This window comes from Extensimonas vulgaris, assembly GCF_003337425.1.
GTDB lineage: Bacteria > Pseudomonadota > Gammaproteobacteria > Burkholderiales > Burkholderiaceae_C > Extensimonas > Extensimonas vulgaris.
Map to the genome: position 1 here is coordinate 86,271 of NZ_QPJU01000002.1, position 20,083 is coordinate 106,353.

Annotated in this window: 15 protein-coding genes; 4 read left to right on the forward strand and 11 right to left on the reverse strand. The window is 65.5% G+C overall.

The window, feature by feature from the left end; genetic code table 11:
- Positions 1 to 5: 5 nt before the first annotated feature.
- Complete coding sequence (locus DFR45_RS03345; protein ID WP_114482284.1) at positions 6 to 1,676, reverse strand: GMC family oxidoreductase; 1,671 nt, start codon at positions 1,674 to 1,676, stop codon at positions 6 to 8.
- Between the two features lie 208 nt (positions 1,677 to 1,884).
- Between DFR45_RS03345 and DFR45_RS03350 the strand changes: the two genes are divergently transcribed.
- From DFR45_RS03350 to DFR45_RS03365, 4 genes are read left to right on the forward strand one after another with little or no spacing between them, the layout of a single operon-like run.
- Positions 1,885 to 3,015: an MlaE family ABC transporter permease gene (locus tag DFR45_RS03350; RefSeq protein ID WP_114482285.1), complete on the forward strand. Its 1,131-nt coding sequence runs from the start codon at positions 1,885 to 1,887 to the stop codon at positions 3,013 to 3,015.
- Positions 3,015 to 3,911: an ABC transporter ATP-binding protein gene (locus DFR45_RS03355; protein WP_114482286.1), complete on the forward strand. Its 897-nt coding sequence runs from the start codon at positions 3,015 to 3,017 to the stop codon at positions 3,909 to 3,911. Before DFR45_RS03350 ends, DFR45_RS03355 begins: the two co-directional genes overlap by 1 nt.
- On the forward strand, positions 3,911 to 4,879 hold the full coding sequence (locus DFR45_RS03360; protein WP_114482287.1) for an MlaD family protein: 969 nt from the start codon (positions 3,911 to 3,913) through the stop codon (positions 4,877 to 4,879). Before DFR45_RS03355 ends, DFR45_RS03360 begins: the two co-directional genes overlap by 1 nt.
- The gene (locus DFR45_RS03365) at positions 4,876 to 5,589 is read left to right on the forward strand and encodes an ABC-type transport auxiliary lipoprotein family protein (protein WP_114482288.1); all 714 of its coding nucleotides are present in this window, start codon (positions 4,876 to 4,878) and stop codon (positions 5,587 to 5,589) included. The genes DFR45_RS03360 and DFR45_RS03365 overlap by 4 nt, the downstream gene beginning before the upstream one ends.
- 131 nt (positions 5,590 to 5,720) lie before the next feature.
- On the opposite strand, the gene DFR45_RS03370 is transcribed toward DFR45_RS03365, so the two are convergent.
- The 10 genes from DFR45_RS03370 to DFR45_RS03415 all read right to left on the reverse strand — a co-directional run bounded on the left by DFR45_RS03370 (position 5,721) and on the right by DFR45_RS03415 (position 20,068).
- Positions 5,721 to 5,942, reverse strand: a complete 222-nt coding sequence (locus tag DFR45_RS03370) for a hypothetical protein (protein ID WP_114482289.1) — start codon at positions 5,940 to 5,942, stop codon at positions 5,721 to 5,723.
- Positions 5,935 to 7,920 carry a hypothetical protein gene (locus tag DFR45_RS03375; protein WP_114482290.1) on the reverse strand — a complete coding sequence of 662 codons (1,986 nt, stop codon included), beginning with the start codon at positions 7,918 to 7,920 and terminating at the stop codon, positions 5,935 to 5,937. Before DFR45_RS03375 ends, DFR45_RS03370 begins: the two co-directional genes overlap by 8 nt.
- Positions 7,921 to 7,923: 3 nt before the next feature.
- On the reverse strand, positions 7,924 to 8,214 hold the full coding sequence (locus DFR45_RS03380; RefSeq protein ID WP_114482291.1) for a hypothetical protein: 291 nt from the start codon (positions 8,212 to 8,214) through the stop codon (positions 7,924 to 7,926).
- 9 nt (positions 8,215 to 8,223) lie between these two features.
- Entirely contained in the window at positions 8,224 to 10,425 is a 2,202-nt protein-coding gene (locus DFR45_RS03385; protein WP_114482292.1) for a hypothetical protein, read from the reverse strand.
- Positions 10,425 to 11,114: a LamG-like jellyroll fold domain-containing protein gene (locus DFR45_RS03390; RefSeq protein WP_158636967.1), complete on the reverse strand. Its 690-nt coding sequence runs from the start codon at positions 11,112 to 11,114 to the stop codon at positions 10,425 to 10,427. Before DFR45_RS03390 ends, DFR45_RS03385 begins: the two co-directional genes overlap by 1 nt.
- A 20-nt stretch (positions 11,115 to 11,134) precedes the next feature.
- Positions 11,135 to 11,830 (reverse strand): hypothetical protein, encoded by a 696-nt coding sequence (locus DFR45_RS03395; RefSeq protein WP_114482294.1) that lies wholly within the window; start codon positions 11,828 to 11,830, stop codon positions 11,135 to 11,137.
- 24 nt (positions 11,831 to 11,854) lie between these two features.
- On the reverse strand, positions 11,855 to 15,430 hold the full coding sequence (locus DFR45_RS03400; RefSeq protein ID WP_114482295.1) for a hypothetical protein: 3,576 nt from the start codon (positions 15,428 to 15,430) through the stop codon (positions 11,855 to 11,857).
- A gap of 6 nt (positions 15,431 to 15,436) precedes the next feature.
- The gene (locus DFR45_RS03405; RefSeq protein ID WP_114482296.1) at positions 15,437 to 15,838 is read right to left on the reverse strand and encodes a hypothetical protein; all 402 of its coding nucleotides are present in this window, start codon (positions 15,836 to 15,838) and stop codon (positions 15,437 to 15,439) included.
- On the reverse strand, positions 15,839 to 19,051 hold the full coding sequence (locus tag DFR45_RS03410) for a tape measure protein (protein ID WP_114482297.1): 3,213 nt from the start codon (positions 19,049 to 19,051) through the stop codon (positions 15,839 to 15,841).
- Between the two features lie 273 nt (positions 19,052 to 19,324).
- The gene (locus DFR45_RS03415) at positions 19,325 to 20,068 is read right to left on the reverse strand and encodes a phage tail tube protein (RefSeq protein ID WP_144686906.1); all 744 of its coding nucleotides are present in this window, start codon (positions 20,066 to 20,068) and stop codon (positions 19,325 to 19,327) included.
- Positions 20,069 to 20,083 lie beyond the last annotated feature (15 nt).

Sequence of the window (20,083 nt, forward strand, 5' to 3'; positions counted from 1 at the left end):
ACCCATTACCCGCGCGCCGCAAGAATCCACTCGGCCGCCTTTTCGGCCAGCATGAGCGTGGGCGAGTTGGTGTTGCCGCTCGTGATGGTGGGCATGGCGCCCGCATCGACCACGCGCAGGCCGGCCACGCCGCGCACGCGCAGCTCAGGGTCGAGCACGGCCATGGGGTCGTCCGCGCGCCCCATTTTGGTCGTGCCCACGGGGTGGAAGATGGTGGTGGCGATGTCGCCCGCGAGGCGCGCGAGCTCCTCGTCGCTCTGGTACTGCGGGCCGGGCTTCCATTCCTGCGGCTGGTACTTTTGCAGCGCGGGCTGGGCGACGATGCGGCGCGTCACGCGCAGGCTGTCGGCCGCCACCTGGCGGTCTTCGGGCGTGCTCAGGTAGCACGGCGCGATCGCGGGCGCGTCGGTGAATTGCGCGCTGCGGATCTGCACCGTGCCGCGGCTCGTGGGGTTGAGGTTGCACACGCTCGCCGTGAAGGCGGGAAAGCGGTGCAGCGGCTCGCCGAAGGCGTCGAGCGAGAGCGGCTGCACGTGGTATTCGAGGTTGGGGTGCGCCAGCTCGGGGCGGCTGCGCGTGAACGCGCCGAGCTGCGAGGGCGCCATGCTCATGGGGCCGCTGCGCCACAGCGCGTATTCGAGGCCGATGCGCGCCTTGCCCCAGAGCGAGTGAACCAGCGTGTTGAGCGTGCGCGCGCCCTGCACCTTGAAGACGGCGCGGATTTGCAAGTGATCCTGCAGATTCGCGCCCACGCCGGGCAGATCGTGCAGCACCGCGATGCCGTGGCGCTGCAGCAGCGCGCCCGGGCCTATGCCCGAGAGCTGCAAAAGCTGCGGCGAGTTGACCGCGCCCGCGCTCAGGATGAGCTCGCGCGCGGCGTGCGCCGTGACCATCTCCTGGCCCGTCCAGACCTGCACGCCGCTACAGCGCAGGCTGCCGTCGGGCTGGCGCTGCACGAGCAGGCGGCTGGCCTGCGCGCCCGTCCACATCTCGAAGTTCGGCCGGCCGTAGCACGCGGGGCGCAGGAAGGCCTTGGCGGTGTTCCAGCGCCAGCCGTCTTTTTGGTTGACCTCGAAGTAGCCCACGCCCTCGTTGTCGCCGCGGTTGAAGTCGTCGGTCGCGCGGATGCCGGCCTGCTGCGCGGCCTGCGCGAAGGCGTCGAGGATGTCCCAGCGCAGGCGCTGCTTTTCGACGCGCCACTCGCCCGTGCTGCCCAGGCGCCGGTGGCCGTGCAGGCGCGCGAAGTCTTCGCTCGCGGTCTCGGGGCGGTCGAGCCGCCAGTGGTCTTCGTGGCGGCGAAAGTAGGGCAGCACCGCGTCCCAGCGCCAGCGTGCATCGCCGGTGAGCGCGGCCCACTGGTCGTAGTCGCGCGCCTGGCCGCGCATGTAGATCATGCCGTTGATGCTGCTGCAGCCACCCAGCACCTTGCCGCGCGGGTAGCGCAGCTGGCGGCCATTGAGTCCGGGGTCGGGCTCGGTCTGGTAGAGCCAGTCGGTGCGCGGGTTGCCTATGCAGTAGAGGTAGCCCACGGGGATGTGAATCCAGGGGTAGTCGTCCTTGCGGCCGGCCTCGATCAGCAGCACGCGGCTGCGCCCGTCGGCGCTCAGGCGGTTGCACAGCAGGGCACCGGCAGTGCCGCCGCCGATGACGATGTAGTCGAAGGTGGTGTCGCTCATGGCAAAGAGAGGGTAGAAGGTCTGCAAGATGGTAGCGCCACGCCGGCCATACTTCCTTGCTGCTTCCTTGATTCCGCCGAACGCTATCGTATATGAAGCTGCCGTGGCAGTATCTACAAGGGCTGGAGGCGAATTTTTCTCAAATTCCTGCGCGCGCCGAAACCCGCTGCCGCGCTCGGGCACGCAAGTTCGTTACCATGCTTTACCGATGAACGACGCCGCCCCCCGCATCCTTTTGGTCGATACGCCGCAAGGCCCTTGCGCGCAACTGCTGGGGCGCTGGGGCGCGGCCGAGTTCGGGCAGCGGGCGCAATGGCGTGCGCTGCAGGCCCAGTTGCGCGCCTGCCCGGGGCAAGGGCCGCAGGCGCCGGGCTGGGACTTGCGCAGCGTGCAATGGCTCGATCACGTCGGCGCGCAGCTGTTGTGGAACCACTGGGGCCGCACTTGGCCGCAGCGCCTGCAGCTCACCGATGCGCAGCGCGCCATGCTCGAGCGCGTCGCGCGCTTCACGACCGCAGCGCCGCCGCCCGCGCGCTGGAGCGCGGCGGCGCAGATCGATGGGCTGGGCGTGCTGGTGCTGCGCGGGCTGGGCCACGCGCTGCAGCTGCTGGAGCTCGTGGGGCAGCTCGCGCTCGACCTGCTGCGCCTGGTGCGCGCGCCGCGCCGCGCGCCCTGGCGCGACATGTCGGGCCACGTGTACCGCATGGGCGCCACGGCCTTGCCGATCACGGCGCTCGTGGGTTTTTTGATCGGCGTGGTGCTGGCCTATCTGCTGTCGCTGCAGCTGCGCCAGTTCGGCGCCGAATCGTTCATCGTCAACATCCTGGGGGTTTCGCTGATCCGCGAGCTCGGCCCCATGCTCGGCGCGATTTTGGTCGCGGGGCGCTCGGGCTCGGCGATCACGGCGCAGATCGGCGTGATGCGCGTGACCGAGGAGCTCGACGCCATGCGCGTGATGGGCATCCCGCACGGCTTTCGCCTGGTGCTGCCGCGCGCGCTCGCGCTCGCGCTGGCCATGCCGCTCATCAGCGTGTGGACCACGCTCGCGGCGCTGACCGGCGGCATGCTCGCGGCCGACGTTTCCATGGGCGTCTCGCCCGCGTACTTCGTGCAGGCGCTGCCCGCCGCGGTGAAGTTCTCGAACCTGACGCTGGCGCTCGCCAAATCGGTGGTGTTTGGCCTTTTGATCGCGCTCATAGGCTGCCACTGGGGCCTGCGCGTGAAGCCCAACACGCAGAGCCTGGGCGAAGGCACGACGGCCTCGGTCGTGACCTCGGTCACCATGGTGATCCTCGTCGATGCGCTGTTCGCCGTGGCGTTCAAGAACATAGGAATTTGATGCCAAGCCCCAGTCAGACACTCAGCGCGCCGGCCGCAGCGGCTTTGCCCGCCGCGCCCGCTGCCAGCCCGGTTTCGAGCCCGTCGGCCGAGCCCGTGGTCGAGGTGCGCGGCCTGTGGACGGTGTTCGGCAAAGGGAAAGACGCCTTCGTCGTGCACCAGGATCTGGATCTCACGGTGCAGCGCGGCGAGATTTTGGCGCTCGTGGGCGGCTCGGGCACGGGCAAGACGGTGCTGCTGCGCCAGATGCTGGGCCTGGCCCAGCCCACGCGCGGCAGCGTCACGGTGCTGGGCCGCCCCGCCGCCGAGATGGGGCGCGAGGGCGCGGCGAGCCGCGTGGGCATGCTGTTCCAGCACGGCGCGCTGTTTTCGGCTTTCGACGTGCTCGGCAACGTGGGCTTGGCGCTGCAGGAGCTGGGCACGCTGCCCGCCGCGCTGGTGCGCGACGCGGCCCTGGTCAAGCTGCAGATGGTGGGCCTGCAGCCCGCGCACGCCACGCGCATGCCGGCCGACCTCTCGGGCGGCATGGTCAAGCGTGTGGCGCTCGCGCGCGCCCTGGTCATGGACCCGCCGCTGTTGCTGCTCGACGAGCCCACGGCGGGGCTGGACCCGGGCAGCTCGGACGAGTTTTGCGCCTTGCTGCGCGCACTGCACCAGTCACTCGGGCTCACCGTGGTCATGGTCACGCACGACCTGGACACGCTGTTTGCGCTGAGCACGCGCGTGGCCGTGCTGGCCGACAAAAAGGTCGTCGTCAGCGGCGCGCCGCGCGAGGTGGTGCATTTTGCGCATCCGTTCGTGCGCGAGTTTTTCGGCGGCGAACGCGGGCGCCGCGCCCTGCTCGCGCTGCCGCCCCAGGCGCCCGCCGCTGCGTTTGCGGCTTCTCAGGAGGTGTGATGGAAAACAAATCGCATGCCATCGCTGCCGGCGTGTTCGTGCTCGTGATGCTGGCCATGCTCGCGGGACTGGTGCTCTGGCTCACGCGCGACAGCGCGAACTACAAGGAATACGAGCTCTCCACCCCCGACGGCGTGAGCGGCCTGCAGCCGCAGGCGGCCGTGCGCTACAAGGGCGTGGCCGTGGGCAAAGTCACGCGCATAGGGTTCGACCCGAAGGTCCAGGGCAACGTGCTGATCCGCATCGCCGTGAACGAACAGACGCCCGTCAGCGCAAAAACCTTCGCCATGCTCAACTACCAGGGCGTGACCGGCCTTGCGCACGTCCTGCTCGACGACGCCGACAAGCCCCTGCCGCCGCTGCCGCCGGGCCCGAGCGGTTTGCCGCGCCTGCCGCTGCGCAGCTCGCCCGTGGCCCAGATTGCCGAGCAGGTGCCCCTCATCCTGCACCAGATCGAAGAAAACACGCGCCGCCTGAACCAGTTGCTCGGCGACGAAAACCAGCAATTGATCCGCACCGCCATCGACCAGATCGGCCAGACCGCAGGCAGCCTGCGCACCTTGACCACGCACGTCGACGGCATCCTGATGCAGCGCATAGACCCGGCGCTCGCGGGCCTGCCCGCCACCTTGAGCGCCGTGCAGCAGGCCGGCAACGGTGTGGCGGCGCTCGCGCAGCAGGCGCGCCAGACCACCGAACGCCTGAACGCCGCGGGTGGTGCCATAGACCAGATCACGCAGGGCACGCAAGCCTTCGCGCATGCGGCCGAGCAGTTCGCCAGCAGTACCCTGCCGCGCATCAACCGCGCCACCGAGGAAAGCGCCCGCACCGCGCGCCAGCTCGGGCGCGTGGCGGGCAACATCTCCGACAACCCGCAGGTGCTGCTCTTCGGCCCCGGCCGCGCGCCGCCAGGGCCGGGCGAGCCCGGCTTCACCATCCCGCCCCAAGCCGTGGGAGCCCAGCCATGAGAAACACTATTGATTCAGTAGTTGCTTGTGCCCGTCAATGGGGCGCCACAGGCCTATTTCATGCCTTTTTTCTGGGCACTGCGCTCACCGCCTGCACGGGACTGCCCGCGCCCGCGCAGCGCCCCTTGATGTACGACTTCGGCCCCGCGGCGCCTGCTGCAGCCCCGAGCGCTGCGCCTGCCATCGCCCGGGCGCCGGCTTCCGCGCCAGGCGCCGCCCCGGCGCTGCCAGCGCTGGCGCTCGCCGAGGTGCAAGCCGGCGGCCTGACCGACGGCAGCAGCGCCGTGCTCTACCGCCTGGCTTACGCCAACGCCCAGCAGCTGCGCCCCTACACGCTCGCGCGCTGGAGCCAGCCGCCCGCACAACTCGTGCAGCAGCGCCTGCGCGCCGAACTCGGCCGCCACCGCGCGCTGCTCGACGCCAACGACGCCGCCGCACTGAGCGATCCACGTCCCGCCGTGCTGCGCGTGGAGCTCGAGGAATTCAGCCAGGTCTTTCAGACTCCCAGTGACAGCGTGGGCCTTTTGCGCCTGCGCGCCACCCTGGTCGAGCCACGCCCGCAAGGCGTCAAGCTGCTGGGCCAGCGCGTCTTCAGCATCGAGCGCCCCGCCAGAAGCCCCGACGCCGCCGGCGGCACCCAAGCCCTCGCCGAAGCCACGCAGCAGGCCGCGCAAGAACTCGACGCCTGGCTGCGTCAGTGGGGGCGGTGATCGGGAAATTGGGGTCAGATTCGGAAATTGGGGTCAGATTGAAGCGCGGCGCGATAAATGCAGATCAAATGATGCGATAAATTGAGCGTGCAGAAGTTGCATGCAGAGAAACATAATTGTGCAGCATGAAACTAAACGACGAAGGAGACGAGCGTAATGGACGGCGCCTCGCCCTCGATCACGCCGTCGCGCACAAACACCTGCTGCCCTACGGCGGCATTGCCGCGGGCCTGCAGCTGCGGGCCGCCGGGGAGTTGCACGGTGTAGATAGGGCCGTCCACCGCAATCACGGTGCCGGTCTGCAGGGGCGCCTCGGGGATCAGGTCGCGGAACGCTTTGTAGAGATTACGCATTTACTTCGACCCCGATGGTTTGCAGCACGCTCACCTGGCCCGACACCTGCACGGACACAGACCGCACGAGGCCCTTGCGGGTGGTGGCGCCGTCTGCGTACTGCACGCACGTGCCGGGCTGGATGACGCCGGTGGCGGGCAGCACGGGCAGGCTCAGGCTTACATCGAGGCTGCGGCCCGTGGCGCCAAAAATCGATATGGCGCGCTGGCGCGCTGCGGCAATGTCGGTGATGAGCGCATCCGTCACCATGGGCGCGAGCACGTCGCCCGCGGTGCCGGCGCGCGTGACCTGCGCGAGCACGCCCTGGTTCTGCCCGCGCACGAACACGCGGTTGTACGCGGGCCTGTCAATCCACGCCACGGACTCGCGCGTGAGCACGTCGGGCGGCAGGATGATGTCTGGCGTGGCGCTGTCTGGCGGCCAGGCGGGGTACAGCGGCATCACGGCAAAGGCAAGATCGCTAGTGTGCGGGCGCAGGTACGCGCCCGCCGCCTGCGCCAGCGACGACAGCGCGTCGATGTACGTGCCCTGCACGCTCCACACGCCCGCGGGCACCAGCCAGTCCTGCAGCCGGTAATCGATGGCGTAGCCCATGGGCACGCCATTGACGGTCAGCACGTCGGCAAAGAGCTGCTGGTGCGTGCGATCCGCGGCGTTGCCAAAAACCTGCGTGGGCGCGTAGGGCGCGTCGAGCTCGGCATTGCGGCCCCGCCCGCTCACGCGCAGGGCGGCCTTGCCAAAAACCCGCTCGCGCGATACGCGCTCTGCCAATACGGTAAACGTGGTGCCGTTGACCAGCGCCTGCAGCTCCACCGGGCTGCTGCTGTCTGGCTGCACCATGTCCAGCGCGGCGGCGGGCAGCGTGGCGTCAAAGCCCCAAGTCCAGCTCGATGAGTCCAGCGCCAGCGACATGCCGATGCACGGCACCTCGGCGTTGTCGCTCGCGCGGCGCAAAATGATGTCATTGCTCACGATATACACCCGCAAGGTTGGGATGACGATGGGCTCGCCCGGCCCTGGGCCTGGCGGCTCGGTGCCGGTGTGGCGCTCGCACACAAACACCAGGTGCGCGGGCAGGCTACTAGCGGCAAGGCCGGCAAACAGCAAGTGCGCTGGCAGCGTGGGCAGGTAGCACGGCGGCGGCGCTGGTGGTGGCGGGCGCACGTACATGCCGGCGGGCGGGCGCATGGCGTTTTGGTGGCGGCCGCCGAAGCCGACGATCAGCCATTGCGCTGGGCCTTGGCCGCTGGTGCTGCCTATGGGCGGCTGCGGGCGGGCAACTTGCCAGCCGGTGCGCAGCCACGCTCTGCGGTCGCGCATGGCGTCCTGGTGGCGCTGGGATAGCAGCGGGGTTTGCGCGCGCTCTGCGTTGGCAAAGGCAGTGCGCAGCAGGTTGCGCACGTCGCGCGTGGCGTCCTGGTACAGGGCCACGGCCTGGGTGGCGTATGGCACGCCGTTGGAGTAGGCCGCGCCTATGGCCGCAGGGGTGCGCACTGCGTTGACTGTGCGCGGCGATGAGCTTGCAGCGGATTGCACGGCGCGTTGCCAGAGCGTGCTGGTGCCCGATGTGGTGGCCACGGTGGACTGCATGCGGCCCTGGGTGCCAGCCTGGGCAAAGTCTGCAAGCTGCCACGGATTGGCGGCCTGGGCCACGGTGGGGCGGGCGGTGTTGCTCAAGTACGCTGCCTGCAAGTCGGCAGGCAATGCGGGCTGCGGCATGAGGATGGCCGTGGCCGCCGTGTATATCTGCCGCACGTCGAGCAAGGCGCTGAGCGTGGGCTGCGGCAGCGTGGCGATGATGCTGGCATCAACAACGGGGCCGCCAATCAGCGTGCCATGCAGCTCTGGCTGCGCCAGCGTGCCTTGCAGCGTGGCGATTACCGTGGCGGGGGTGCTTGCATCATCCGCGCCAAAGATGAGGTCAACCGGCTGCCCCGTGATGGGCAACGGCCCAAACAGCAGATCGACCTGCGCCACGGATTACCCCAGCACGCCAGACGCCAGGCGCACCGAGCCGCCCGCGTAGAGCTGCGTGGTGGCCAGGCGGATGGTGGCGGGGCCTGCGGTGTCGGCATCGGAGGCGGCCTTGCGCTCGTAACTGGTGAGGTGGTCTTCGAGCCGGTCGCCAATCTCTCGTGTGAGGCGCGTGTTGTCGGTGAGGGTGCTGGCGATTTTTGCCAGCACGAGCAGCATGGCGCGGTTGCGCGGGTCTTGCTCGCTGCGGATGAGGTCGTCAATCTCGGATTGGGCGATGTCGGTGGGGTTGTTCATAGGCGCGCCTTAAACGGTGATGTCGATAGGTGTCATGGCCGGCGCGGGGCCGTCGATCTTGTCGCCGCGCACGTACACGGTGCTGCCTGCGGCGATGCCTGCGGGGTTGCGCACGCGCTGCGTGCCGCCGCCGGGGTATTGGATGGAGGCGGTGCCATCGGCAAAGGCGGCCTGCACGGTGGCGATGCGCAACGCGTCTTTGGGCACCAGGCGGGCGAAGCCTGCCCACACGTTGGGCGTGTCCTCGCCCAGGGTGAGCGTTTGGCGCACGGTTACGGTGCGTTGGTTGGTGGCGGCGCTGATCTGCACGGCGTTGACGATTCCGCGCGTGACGGCGCCGCCTATGGTGGCCTGTAGCAGCTTGCCGGGCGTGCCCAGCGCAATGGCGCCTCCTAGCGGCATGGTGATGCTGCGCACGTCGGGCTGCTGGTGCTGGCCGGCCAGCAGGCGCGCGCCAAGCAGGCGGGCGGCGTCGGTGTGGGTGATGAGCGGGTGCTGCACCTGCGCCAGCGCCATGTCGCCCGCGCTGTCGCTGCGGTACACGCGGGCCAGCACGCCGCCGATGTTGCCGCCAGACACCATAGCGGCGTTGGCCTGGCTGGGCGGCGCGTTGCGGCGCTGCAGCGCGGTGATGGCGGCATCGGGCACGGTGATGAGCGGCGTGGCCCCGTCAAACGCCCACGGCAGCACGGGGTAGCGCGGCTGCACGGTCAGGGTTTGCGCCAGGGTGTCCGGCAGCAGCACCAGCCCCGCGCCGGATGCGGCAGCCTGCATGGCCGCCAGCGGGCTTTGGTCTGCCCATGACCACGCGCCCGCAGGCACGAGCCAGTCTGGCGTGCCCGTGGCCCACACGATCGTCCAGCCGCTGCCGATGGGCAGGTGCGCGTTGAGCACCTGCTGCATGGTCATGTCGCTGGTGGTGCTGCCGCTGGTGGGGAGCTGATACGGCTGCGAGAGCAGTGCCGATGTGCCGCGGCCCCTGCACTGCACGGCGCGCTGGCCGAATGAGCGATCCTCGCTCCAGTCCTCCACCACAAGGCGCCACACATTGCCGTCGATGGCGGCCTGCAGGATGACGGGGTTGCCCGAGGCATCGGCGCGCACGGCGTCAACGGCGTCGGGGCCGAGCAGCGTGGCCGAAAACGTCCAGGACGGAGTGTCCACGTCGAGTGCGAGCTGCAGGCCGCGCACGGGGATGGCGATGCCATCAGACACGCGGGTGACGGAGATGTCGTGGAGCATGATGTAGGCCCGCAGGATGGGGATGATGATGGGCTCGTCGCCCTGCGGGCCTGGCACGCCGGGGCTGATGACCACGGCCCAGCCGGAGTCCAGCGGGCGGCGCGCGCCGCTGGGCATGCGCATGGGCAGGTTGCTTGGGCGGTTGCGGCCCCAGGGCATGCGCTCGGGCGTTTGCAGGTGCGTGGCATAGGTGAGCCACGGCGCGCGCTCGGCCGCGTCTGCGCGGCGCAGGTGCAGCCATGGCATGCGCTGCGGAGTTTGCGCGTGCGTGGCGTATTGGCCCCAAGGCAGACGTTCTGCGCCGTCGTTGCGGCGCGTTGCCACCCAGCGCAGGTGCTCCTCAGTTTGCAGCGCTGTGGGGCGGATGATCTGCACGGTGCGCTGCGGCGCATAGACGATGGGTGCCACGCCAAAGCGCGCCATGCCAAAGCGGCCTGCGGCACCTGCGCGCCGCACTGCTGCTTGGGTATGCACGCTCACGATGGTGGCGCCGTGCTGCCCGGCCCATGGCAGCGCGCGCTGCGCATCGAGCGCATGCGTTTGGCCCCAGCCTGCGCTGGATGCGTAGGGCAGCGCCTGCGCCTTGGCGGTGCGCATGCGCACGTCGGCAAACGCTGGCGTGATGCGGGCCCACGGCGCGGCGACGGGCACGTCCTGCGCCTGCGCTGGCGGCATCCATGCGCCTGTGGTGGCAACGGCCAGCGGGCGCTTGCGCACCACCACGCGCCGCCCGCGTGCGCACGGGCCGCCGAAACGCGCGAGCATGGGGTAGGCCATGCCGATGGTGGCTGGGGTGGGGTGGGCGTTGGAGTATGTCCAGACGGTAGGCCGCGCCTTGGCCGCGCCCATGCGCACGGCGCCGAAACGGCCCATGCCAATGGTGGCGGATGTGGGGCGGGCGTTGGAGTAGGTTCTGCCCGCCGCCTTGTGCGGGAGGCCGGCGATCGTGGCGAGCCCAACCCTTGCCATCAAAGGCATTGCATCCCCATTTGGTAGTGACGCATCGCCATTTCTGGCGTCATGGCAAAGTTATAAATTGCAGGACATGCGAGCAGACCGTTTAACCAAGGGCTCACATATCCACTCCAAGTGCTCGCATATACGTAGCCGAATACAGGATACTTCCCTGAATCAGAGCTAACATAGTTTATGGTTTTTTCTGTTGCTCCATCAATATATAAAGTTGTTGAGTTGTTGGAAAACGATAGAACGACATGATGATGTTCATTATCACAAACATTAGTTATTGACGTGTCAGACCTTTTTCCTCCGGAATAGACGCCAAAAACTATATTTCCTGCTGAATTTAAGTAGCAGTGCTTATCGTAAGCTGTTGGTGTTTGATTGTTTCCACTATTGTTTGCTCCAAAAATTCCGCCATATTTTGATGATGTTTTTATCCATTCCTCTATAGAGCAGTTGGTGTTGTTTATGAGCGGCTGATTTATACCTGCGCATTGACTGGAGCCGTTCAGCATCAGCGCCTTGGTGTCTCCAGTAAAAGGCTGCGCAGATGGTGATCCAAACACATTAAGCGCAACACCTCCTACGGTCGGCACGGTCGGCGCGGCTGTCGCTGCGGGCTGATCATTAAAATCCCAAAAATACGCCGCACCGTCCGCGATAATCATATCGCGGTAAGATTTATTGCATGCCATTGCCATTCCGTGCGCTAGCATTACGACACCTTTTTCCCAACGGTGAAAACACGCCAATTTGTAAGCAGCGGGGGCTTGACCAACTCAAACCAATCTTCCGCGTTGGCCGTTGTGGATAGCGTTGGCACGCTTCCGCCTGGGAATTTTGTGCCACCAGGAAACGTCAACGTCCGCCCGCCCGTCGCGTCCTGCGTGCAGATCAGCGTGATTGCTACCACGCCATTGCTGGGTACATTGGCAAACGCGAGCGTGGTGTTGGCCTGCATTGCCAGGCTGATGACGCGCGCCTTGGTGGAGGCCAGGTCTATGGTGGTAGTGGCGCCGGTGACGGTGATGCTGGCCGTGTCGTCGGTGTAGTTGCTGATGGCGGTGCCGCCAAAATCAGCCGGAGGCACGCCTACGCCGTCCAGCATGCCGGCGGTGACGCGCATGTCGATCAGGTTGCCGATGGGCCATGGTTTGGCGATGGTGCCTTCCGCGCCGCGCGTGACGGTGAGCGCGCCGGTGCTGGTGTTGTAGGCGGTGACCTCGACAATCTCCCAGTCTGTCTCGGCCCCGCTTCCGTCGGTGACGGGTAGCACCAGGCGCGTGGTGTTGCCAGCCGATAGCGCGGGCAGGTTGGCCGCGTCGCCCGTGGGGATGTAGAGGGTGGTGTCGGTGGCGGTGGCCGCGACGCTGAGCGCGGACACCCAAAAGTTTTTGTTTTTGATGGCCATGAGTAAGAACCTTGGTTTGGTAAATCAGTCAACGTCGCCGCGGCGCTCGACCACGAACGCATCGCCGGTGACTGCGGCGCCTGAGAGGATGGTGCGCGCGGCCCATACGCTGCCGGTGGCGCCCAGGGTGTTGAACCGCAGTTGGTTGCCCGCGGCCCAGCCTAGGCCCCAGCCTGCGGCGCGCAGCACGAAATACGGCTTTCCGGTCAGGTTGTTGATGACGGCAATGTCGGTGCTGGTGTTGCCGGTGGCGATGATGCCGAGGTGTTCGCCGGTGATGTTGAACGCCGTGGCGCTGGTGAAGTCGATGCGCCAGCGCTCGTTGACGGTGCCGTTGTTGAGCACCTCGATGGGGTGATTGAGGTCATCGTAGGTGGCGCTTGCGGCGTTGCCTATCAGTGTGTCGCTCCACACGCCCGTCCATGTTTGCTGGTCGAACAGGTTGGTGTAGCGCGCCTGCAGGTCGCCAAACACGAGCGCGCTGCTCACGTAGCTGGTGGCGTCGTGCGCGTAGGTGAGCGGGCGCGACAGCTCCAGCGTGCCGTCGATCTGCGTGCGGGAGACGAGGTTTTCTTCCTCGATGCGGTGGCGCACGGTGTAGGGCGCGGTGTAGCCGGTCAGGTCTAGCGGCGTGGCCATGGTGAGCGTGCCGGCGTCGAGGTCTGCGGTGTATAGGGATGGGTTGAGCTTTTTGCCGGCGGCGTCGATCACCATGACTACATCGACCGGAGAGCGGCTGAGCGTGACCACCTGGCCGGCGCTGAGTGTGGGCACGGCGTCGGTTTTGGTGTTGTGCACCACCACCACGTCGGCCGGGCGGTATATGGGCACGCGCCCGTCACGCGGCAGGCGCACGGGGTCTAGGCCCAGCAGGGCGGGGTCTAGCGGCAGCTGGGTGAGCACCACGCACGAGTAGCGGAGCGTCTCGGGCATGCACCTGGTGGGGCGCCAGATATGGCCTGTGCCGTCCACGTTGGCGGGGTTGTACCAGGGTTCGGCTTTTTCGGCGTCGGTCAGGCTGCTGTCGAGCACGGTGGCGCCAAAGCGCACGTTGACCACGCCCACCTCTTGCTGCACCTGGCCGTCCATTTCGGGGCCGGTGATTTTGCCGTTTTGGTCTGCGCTGCCGGCCAGCAGGCGCCCGTCTGCGCTGGACACCTGCACGTAGAGGCTGGCGGGGCGCAACGGCGAGCCGGGCACGCGCCAGCTGCTGTCATAGACCCAGTAGTCGCCTTTTTTGACCAAGCCGGCCTTGAGCGTAAATGCCGGGCTGCTGGCGGCTACCCACTCGGTGAGCGTGGCCACGCCGGCGGCGTAGTCGATGCTGCCGGCGGGGTGACCGCTGCCCGTCGAAAAATCGAACTGGTTGTAGAGCGTGCCCTGCTTGTCGTAGTACGTGCGCCCGCAGGCGTCGAAAAGCAGGCTGGCGGGCACTACGGGGTTTGCGGTGTAGGGCGTGAGGTCTATCTGCAGCTGGGTGATGGTGGTGGAGTCGGTGGCGGCGCTGGCTGCGTCAGATGTGAGCGAAAAATAACAGGTGGCAGTGTTGGATGCCCATGTGGCGGTGAAAAACTGCTGCTGCCACGCCGTCCCATCCCAATAGAGCGCGTAGCCTGTGGATGGGTAGATGACCGCGTTGCCGGTGACGTAATCGATGGTGCCTGCGGGGTTTGGCCCGTAGCTTTGCGGTAGTCTGTAAAACGGGTTGGAAACTGCACTGCTCAGCGGTTGCGCGATGAGCTTGCCATTGCCGTCGTCGCAAAAAACCACCGTGGCTGTGATGGACTGCGGAAACGCCGCAAGCGCCTCGATGCGCACAGAGCCCTGCTTGAGGCTGCCGCCGCCGATGCCGTTGAGCTGCAAATTGCCCTGCGTGCTGGCCGCTGTGACGATTTGCGGGCTGGTGGCGTTGGGCGGCACCTGGTTATAGGCCCACTGCACCACGGTATTTGGCGCGGGCAGCGCTGCAAACTGCAGGCGCACCTCGCGCGTGGCGTAGTTGATGCTGCCGCTGCCTGCGCTGCCGGTGAGCGCACCTTTGCCATTGTCTGTCACGCTCAAGCCGCTGCCCCAGGTGGCGGTGACCGTGCCGGGCGCTACCACATTGGCTGCATCGGAGGCCGCGAGCGTTTGGCGCACTGTGGGCGGGGTGATGGTGGGCGACACGTTGCTGAGCAAGTCGTAGTGCACAAACGAGCCCCACGAGAGCAAGATGCTGCTGCCAACATCCGGTAGCGCGCCCAGCGTTACGAGCAACGATCCGTCGATAAACGACAGCTTGCCGGAGCCCAGCGCCGTGTTGCCATCGGCATCGGCAACGGCGCCGGTGCCGTCGTCCACCAGCCGGTACCAGCGGCCGTTGCTGCGGTAGTCGAGGATGAGCGATCCGGGCGCTGGGATGGGCATGCACACCAGGCTTTGCACCAGGCCCTGCGTGCCTAGCGTGACGGGGATGGCGTGGGTGTGGGCGGGTTGGGCGACTGGTACTGCAGGATTTTTGAAATACCAGTTATAGGCGTAATTGAGCCAAGTTCCACCGTTCTGATATTCGATATGCAGCGGTGTTGTTTCGATGATTTTATAATAGACGTCATTGACTGTGAAAATATTGTCTTTTCTTGTCAGGTCAACCGTTATTCTTGACGGGTCAACCTGTAATGTTGTTGCATGCTTGTCAATGCCAATCGGAAAATATCTTGAATTTTGCCTTGTGGGTGGAGTAAAAACTATCTCATTTCCAGGCGATGCGCATGGAACAATAATTGAAGCCCCCGACGCAGACGCCAGCCCGATCGCCGTCTCGCGGCTCGTGCTGGGCACCAGGGGGGCGAACATGCTCGCGGCCTTGATGGTCATGGCGCCGGGCGTGTAGCTGCCGGTGAGCGGCTGGATGCCGTAGTAGCGCGCCGTGTCGGCCACGTTGGTTTCGCGCACGATGGTGGGCGAGCCGGTATCCTCTAGGTATGTGACCTCGGCGCCAGGGAAGGTCTGCTTGAGCGGGTTGGTAAGGCCAAGCGTAATGATGCGGCGGGTGAAGGTGGTTTCGCCGCCGCCACCAACGCCTACTGTGAACTCGCGGTCTTCGTACTTGAGGTCGGTGATGCGGATGTATTGCTCGGCGGGCGTGTAGCCGGATTTTTCGACGCTGAGCAGATAGGTTTCGCCAATCTCGGGAAGCGGCTCGGTGGTTTTTTGGTACACCAGGATGGCTTTTTGGCCGATGATCTGGTCGCCAAAGAGTTTCATGCGGCTTTTGACGCCCTTGATGACGTAGCCCTCGACGCGGTTTTGCGCGTCTGAGCGGGTGTCAAAGTCAGAGCCGGTCGTAAACAGGGTGATGTTGACATTGGGGTTTGCGGGGGGCGCAAAAACGCCGATGTGCGCGCCGGCATAGACGTCCAGGTTTTGCGTCTGCACGGCCATGTAAAACTTGCGCAGGTTGACGCGGCCGTACACGGAGTCGATGCGCGAAATTTTGGGGAACAGGTTGCCTGCCACGTTGTCGGGTATTTCGCGGCTGGTCATGCGGCCACCGCCGTCGGTGGTGTCCGTCATGCGCTGCGATTCGAGCAGCTTGATGTCGGTGGGTAGGATGGCCATGGGGGGCTAGACCTCTAGGAGTTTGATGGCGGTGACGGCCCACCAGTCGCCGGGCAGGTTGGCGTCGTCGATGTAGGCCACGGGCGCGGCGGCGATGGCTGAGCCTGAGCGGGCGTCGAACACCACGCTGCGCGTGCTGCCGCGCAGGGTGAGCTGTAGCGTTTTGCCGGCCTCACTGGCCCACGATTGCAGTTGCTGCACGTCGGCGTAGGTGATCCAGGCGCGGTCATCGGCGCCGGCGAGCGTGATGGGGCGGCCGCCCTGCAGTTGGTAGGGCTCTATGACTACCGCGCCGCTGAGGGTGTAGTCGATGGACTGCGATACGGGCTGCCAGCCAAACTCATCGACCCACTGCACATCGTCGCGCAGGGTGATGGTGCGGGCGCCGTCTGAGAGGGTGATGGGCATTTATGCGAGCGCCTGGCTGCGGCTGGTTTGGAGGGTGTCCACGATGTCGCTGGCCATGCGCTGCAGCGCGGCCTGGCCCGTGGCGTTGGTGGGGATGCCGTAGGGGTTGTTGTAGGGGCCTATGTAGAGGTTGACCACGCGGTCTATGGCCTCGAGTGGGGTCAATGAAGACGTGCTCGCATTACCACTGCCCTTCATGGCGTTGCGCAGCTTCATGGCGTCCACCTCTTTTTGCCACTCAAACTCTGTCATGGCTACGCCGAATGCACCCAACTGCCCCATCGTATTGGTGCTGAATGGGTTGTCCCGCAAATACTGCCGCTTCCACTCAGCCATCCATGCATCTGCCTGTTGCTGGGTCTCGAACGATGGCACGGCATCCACGTTGCTGATGGTTCCAGCCTTGCGCTTGGCATCCTGCAACTGCAGGTCACGGGTGGCAAGCTCGTTGGCCTTTTCCTGCGCTGCAATTGCGCGTTCCTGCTCTGCGTTCTGGCGTTCCAGGGCGCTTGTATGGGTATCCACTGCTCCTGCAGCACGCTTTTGCGCATCGGCATGCATGTTCGTACTATCGACGAGCGTCAACGTGGCCTTGCCGGACTTGTCCACCTCCACCTGGTAGCCGCGCATGGCGGCCTGCGCCTCGACCCATCCAGGCGCAATGCCATTGTTTGCTGCAATCGCAGCCTCGGCGGCCTTTTTGAACGCATCACCCATTTCGCGCGCGCTGGCCTCACCGCTGCTGGCCATGGTGTCATAGGCGTCTTTGGCTGTCGCTGCAGTTTTCTTGAGGGTTTCGTCGCTGGTGATGCCCAGCGTTTTCATGGCCTCACGCACGCTGTTGATTCCCGGCAGGGCCTTGTCCATCGCATCCTTGAGCGCATCGGCTTTGTCTTTGGCCTGGTCGAGCAGGCCGTCCGCAACCTTGTTTCCGAGCTGGGCGCGTACCTGCTCAATTTTTGCGCTGATGACCTCGAGCGCTTTCTCGCTGTCTGCGGTATCAATGGCCTTGGACAAACTGGCGGTGAGCGCGCGTCCAGTATCAACGCCCTGCTGCTTGAGCTTATCCATCCCGCCGATCAGTGCATCCACATCATTGATGGCGCTGCGTGACGCTGCACCAATCTTTCCCTGCAGCACATCAAAATCAAGGCCGGTGCGCCTTACAGCCTCGCGCAGCACGGAATCCATCATCTGGGCTACGCGCTCCCCTTCGCGGGCCGAGCCTGCAAACGCCGCACGCGCCGTCACCTCGAACTGCGCCAGGTCTTTGCCGTTCAGGGCCTGCGACCATGCATTCTGCAACTCGGTTGCCGAGATTTTTCCATCCGCCGCGAGCTTGTCCAGCACGGCAGAAAAATCCTTGATGCCCTGAACCTTGCTCAAGTCGAACGAGTCGGTGACTTTCTTGATGGCTTCCGCAGAACTCATGCCCTGCTTGGTCAGATTGTCGAACTCTGTACCACTCGCTCGCGCTGCCTTCGACAGCTCAAACTGCTTGTCTATGGCGGCCTGGATGGATGCCGCGAGCCGATCTCGATCGGCCGCATTTTGCTTGGCTATCTCAGCCTGCAGCTTCTCTGCACGGGCAAGCTCTTCCGTCTGGTCCTTGTAGCCTGCCAATTTGGCTGCGGTCTCACCGATCCATGTGCCTATATCCTTGAAATTGGCAACGATGCCCACCAGTGTGAACGTGCGCAGGCTGGCCATGATCGTGGCAAAACGGCTGGCGCCAGCTGCTGCAGCGGCTGCTGCCTGGCCCGTGGCCACAAGCTGTGCATTGCTCGCGGCCACTGCTGCAGCCGCGCTTTGTGCTGCAGCGCCAATGCCGAGAAAGTGCTGCGCCAGCCTTAACGCGGTGAATGCCAACGCAGCCTGTCCGGCGTCGATGAGCAGTCCCGCAATGGTTTGCAGGTTATCGGCCAGCGCATTGATCGCTGCTGCCGCCATCGTGCTGGCGCCGGAAGCCTTGTCGGCCTCTGCCACGTACAAAGTCCACTGGGTTGACAGGTCCTGCAGCGCTCGGCCTACCGTAGGCGGCAATTTAGCGAATTCAGAGGCCACGGCCTCACTCTGCCCCTTCAGCGCCTTGATGACCGCATCGCTGGTAAGCGCACCCGCCTCTGCCATCTTGCGCAGCTCACCCGTGCTGACCCCAAGGCCATCTGCCAATGCCCTCGCCAGCCTGGGTGATTGCTCCATCACGCTGTTGAACTCATCACCGCGAAGCACGCCGCTCTGAAGTCCCTGCACCAACTGCGTAATGGCCGCGCTGGATGCCTCCGCACTGGCGCCGCTCAGCGCAATGGTCTGTCCGATCGTCTCCGTCAGAGCCAGCGCCTGGGCGCTCGCAGCAGCCGTGGAAAGGCCTGCGTCCTTTCCGGCCTGTGCCAGGCGCGTGAATAGATCTCCAGTTTCCTGCAGTGCGCCATGGGTGCGAAGCGCCACCTCGGTGACGCCCTGCCATGTCTGCCTGAAATTCTCTCCCTCCCCTGTCACCAGCTTGATGCGGCTTTGCAGGTTGTTGACCTGGTCTGCCGTGGCGGCAAGGTCTTCCGCCATGGACTTGAGGCCTGAAATTCCCACGAACCCGGCGTAAAAACTCTGCAGTCTGGCCAGCTGCTGGCTGATCGACTCCACTCCTGAGCCGATCTTGCGGTGCGTTCCTTCCATCGCATTGCCAGCATTCTGGGCGCCTGCTGCAGCATTCTGGTACGCCGGCACTAGCCCCTGCACTGATTCGCGCACCTGCGCCACTTCCTGGCGCAGGCGCTGCTGCGCCGCCGCGGTGTTCTGAGCGGATATGCCATAGCGCTGCAACTCTGCCTGCGAGCTGGCTAGGGCCTGCTGCTGCGCTGTGAATGTGGTGCGCGCGCCTTCAGCCGCTGCCTGCAGCCGCTGGAGTGCAGCGGCCTCCTGCGCCGTGGGTGGCCCCATGGCAGATATCTGCTTGCCGTAGTTCGCCGCTTCTGTCTCGGCAGCTTTGAGAGCGCGGCCCGCATCGCGCACTTCAGCCTGTAGTCTGGTGAAACCGGTGATTGCGGCGTCTTGCGTTGCCAGCTCGCGCAAGCGCGCAGCCGCAGACTGCGCTTGCGGGGCAAGCTCGCCGCTCAAAACCTTGGAGACTTCATCCAGGTCGTTGGCGAGTCCGATGATGGACTCGCGCCCCTGCACATCGGTACGTATTTCATACGTGACTTGCTTGTCTGCCACTGCGGTTCCTACAATGCGGGCATGCCGCGCCTGATTGCATTCATGTTCTGCATCGCCTTCCTGGTCGGTGCCGGCGCATCGGTGCGCCTTGGGATGGCGATAGCTGCCGTAGCAGTGTTGGGCTTGGTCGGCTACCTTTTCTGGTGCTTGGTACGCATGTTTTTTGGCCCAGAGCGATAGTCCCCTTCCGTCCCGTAAGCCTCATGTTGCGAGCGGGCCATGGCGGCATGAGTGTTTCAGCGCCATGGCGCCAGGTTGACGATGCCGTGCCGCTTACTGCATGCGCACGCGGAAAAACGGGCTCACTCCGATGCCCGTTTTCGTCGGGTCAGACAACACCTCGCCCTCGATTTCTAGCAGGCCAAAATCCTTATCGATCAGACCCACTTTTTTCGCCGCGCCCAGCTGCACGCGGAAAATCTCCACCGTGCTCGCACTGCCACTGTCCGCCTCATTGACGCCGGCGTAATACATCTCGAGGATGGGCGCCGTCGTTGTCAGGGCCTCTATCAGGTCATGGCCTGTATGCGTGTAGCCGATGATGAGTGCATCGCCATCGGTGATCCCCGTCGCATCGGGCAGCACATAGATGCCCTCGGGCCGCACCTCGTAATTGCCCGCCATGGTTACAGTGTCTGCTGCGATCTTCACCGTGACCGACGTGGGCACGATATTGGCCAGCGGGATGATGCCTCCGCGGTAGGCCGTGTGTGTCTCATTGCTCACCGTGCCGCCAGTCACAGACGTGGCCGTGCCAAACACCGCGCGCGCCAGGTTGGCAGCGTTTACGTCTTGCAGGCTGGCGCTCATCGTTACGCCCGTCACGCGCTTGACCTGCGCGCGCGTGCCGCCACCGCCACGGGTGTAGTCGGTCTGCTTTTTGGTGTCCTCGGCAATGGCCAGCTCGAGCACCTCGATGCCGCCAATGCTTTCCATGGGTGCAGCCGATCCGGCCAGGCGCGCGTACACCACGCCAGCGTTCAGCACGGGCCGGAAGGTGCGGGTAGAAATAGCCATGATGTGATTCCTCTC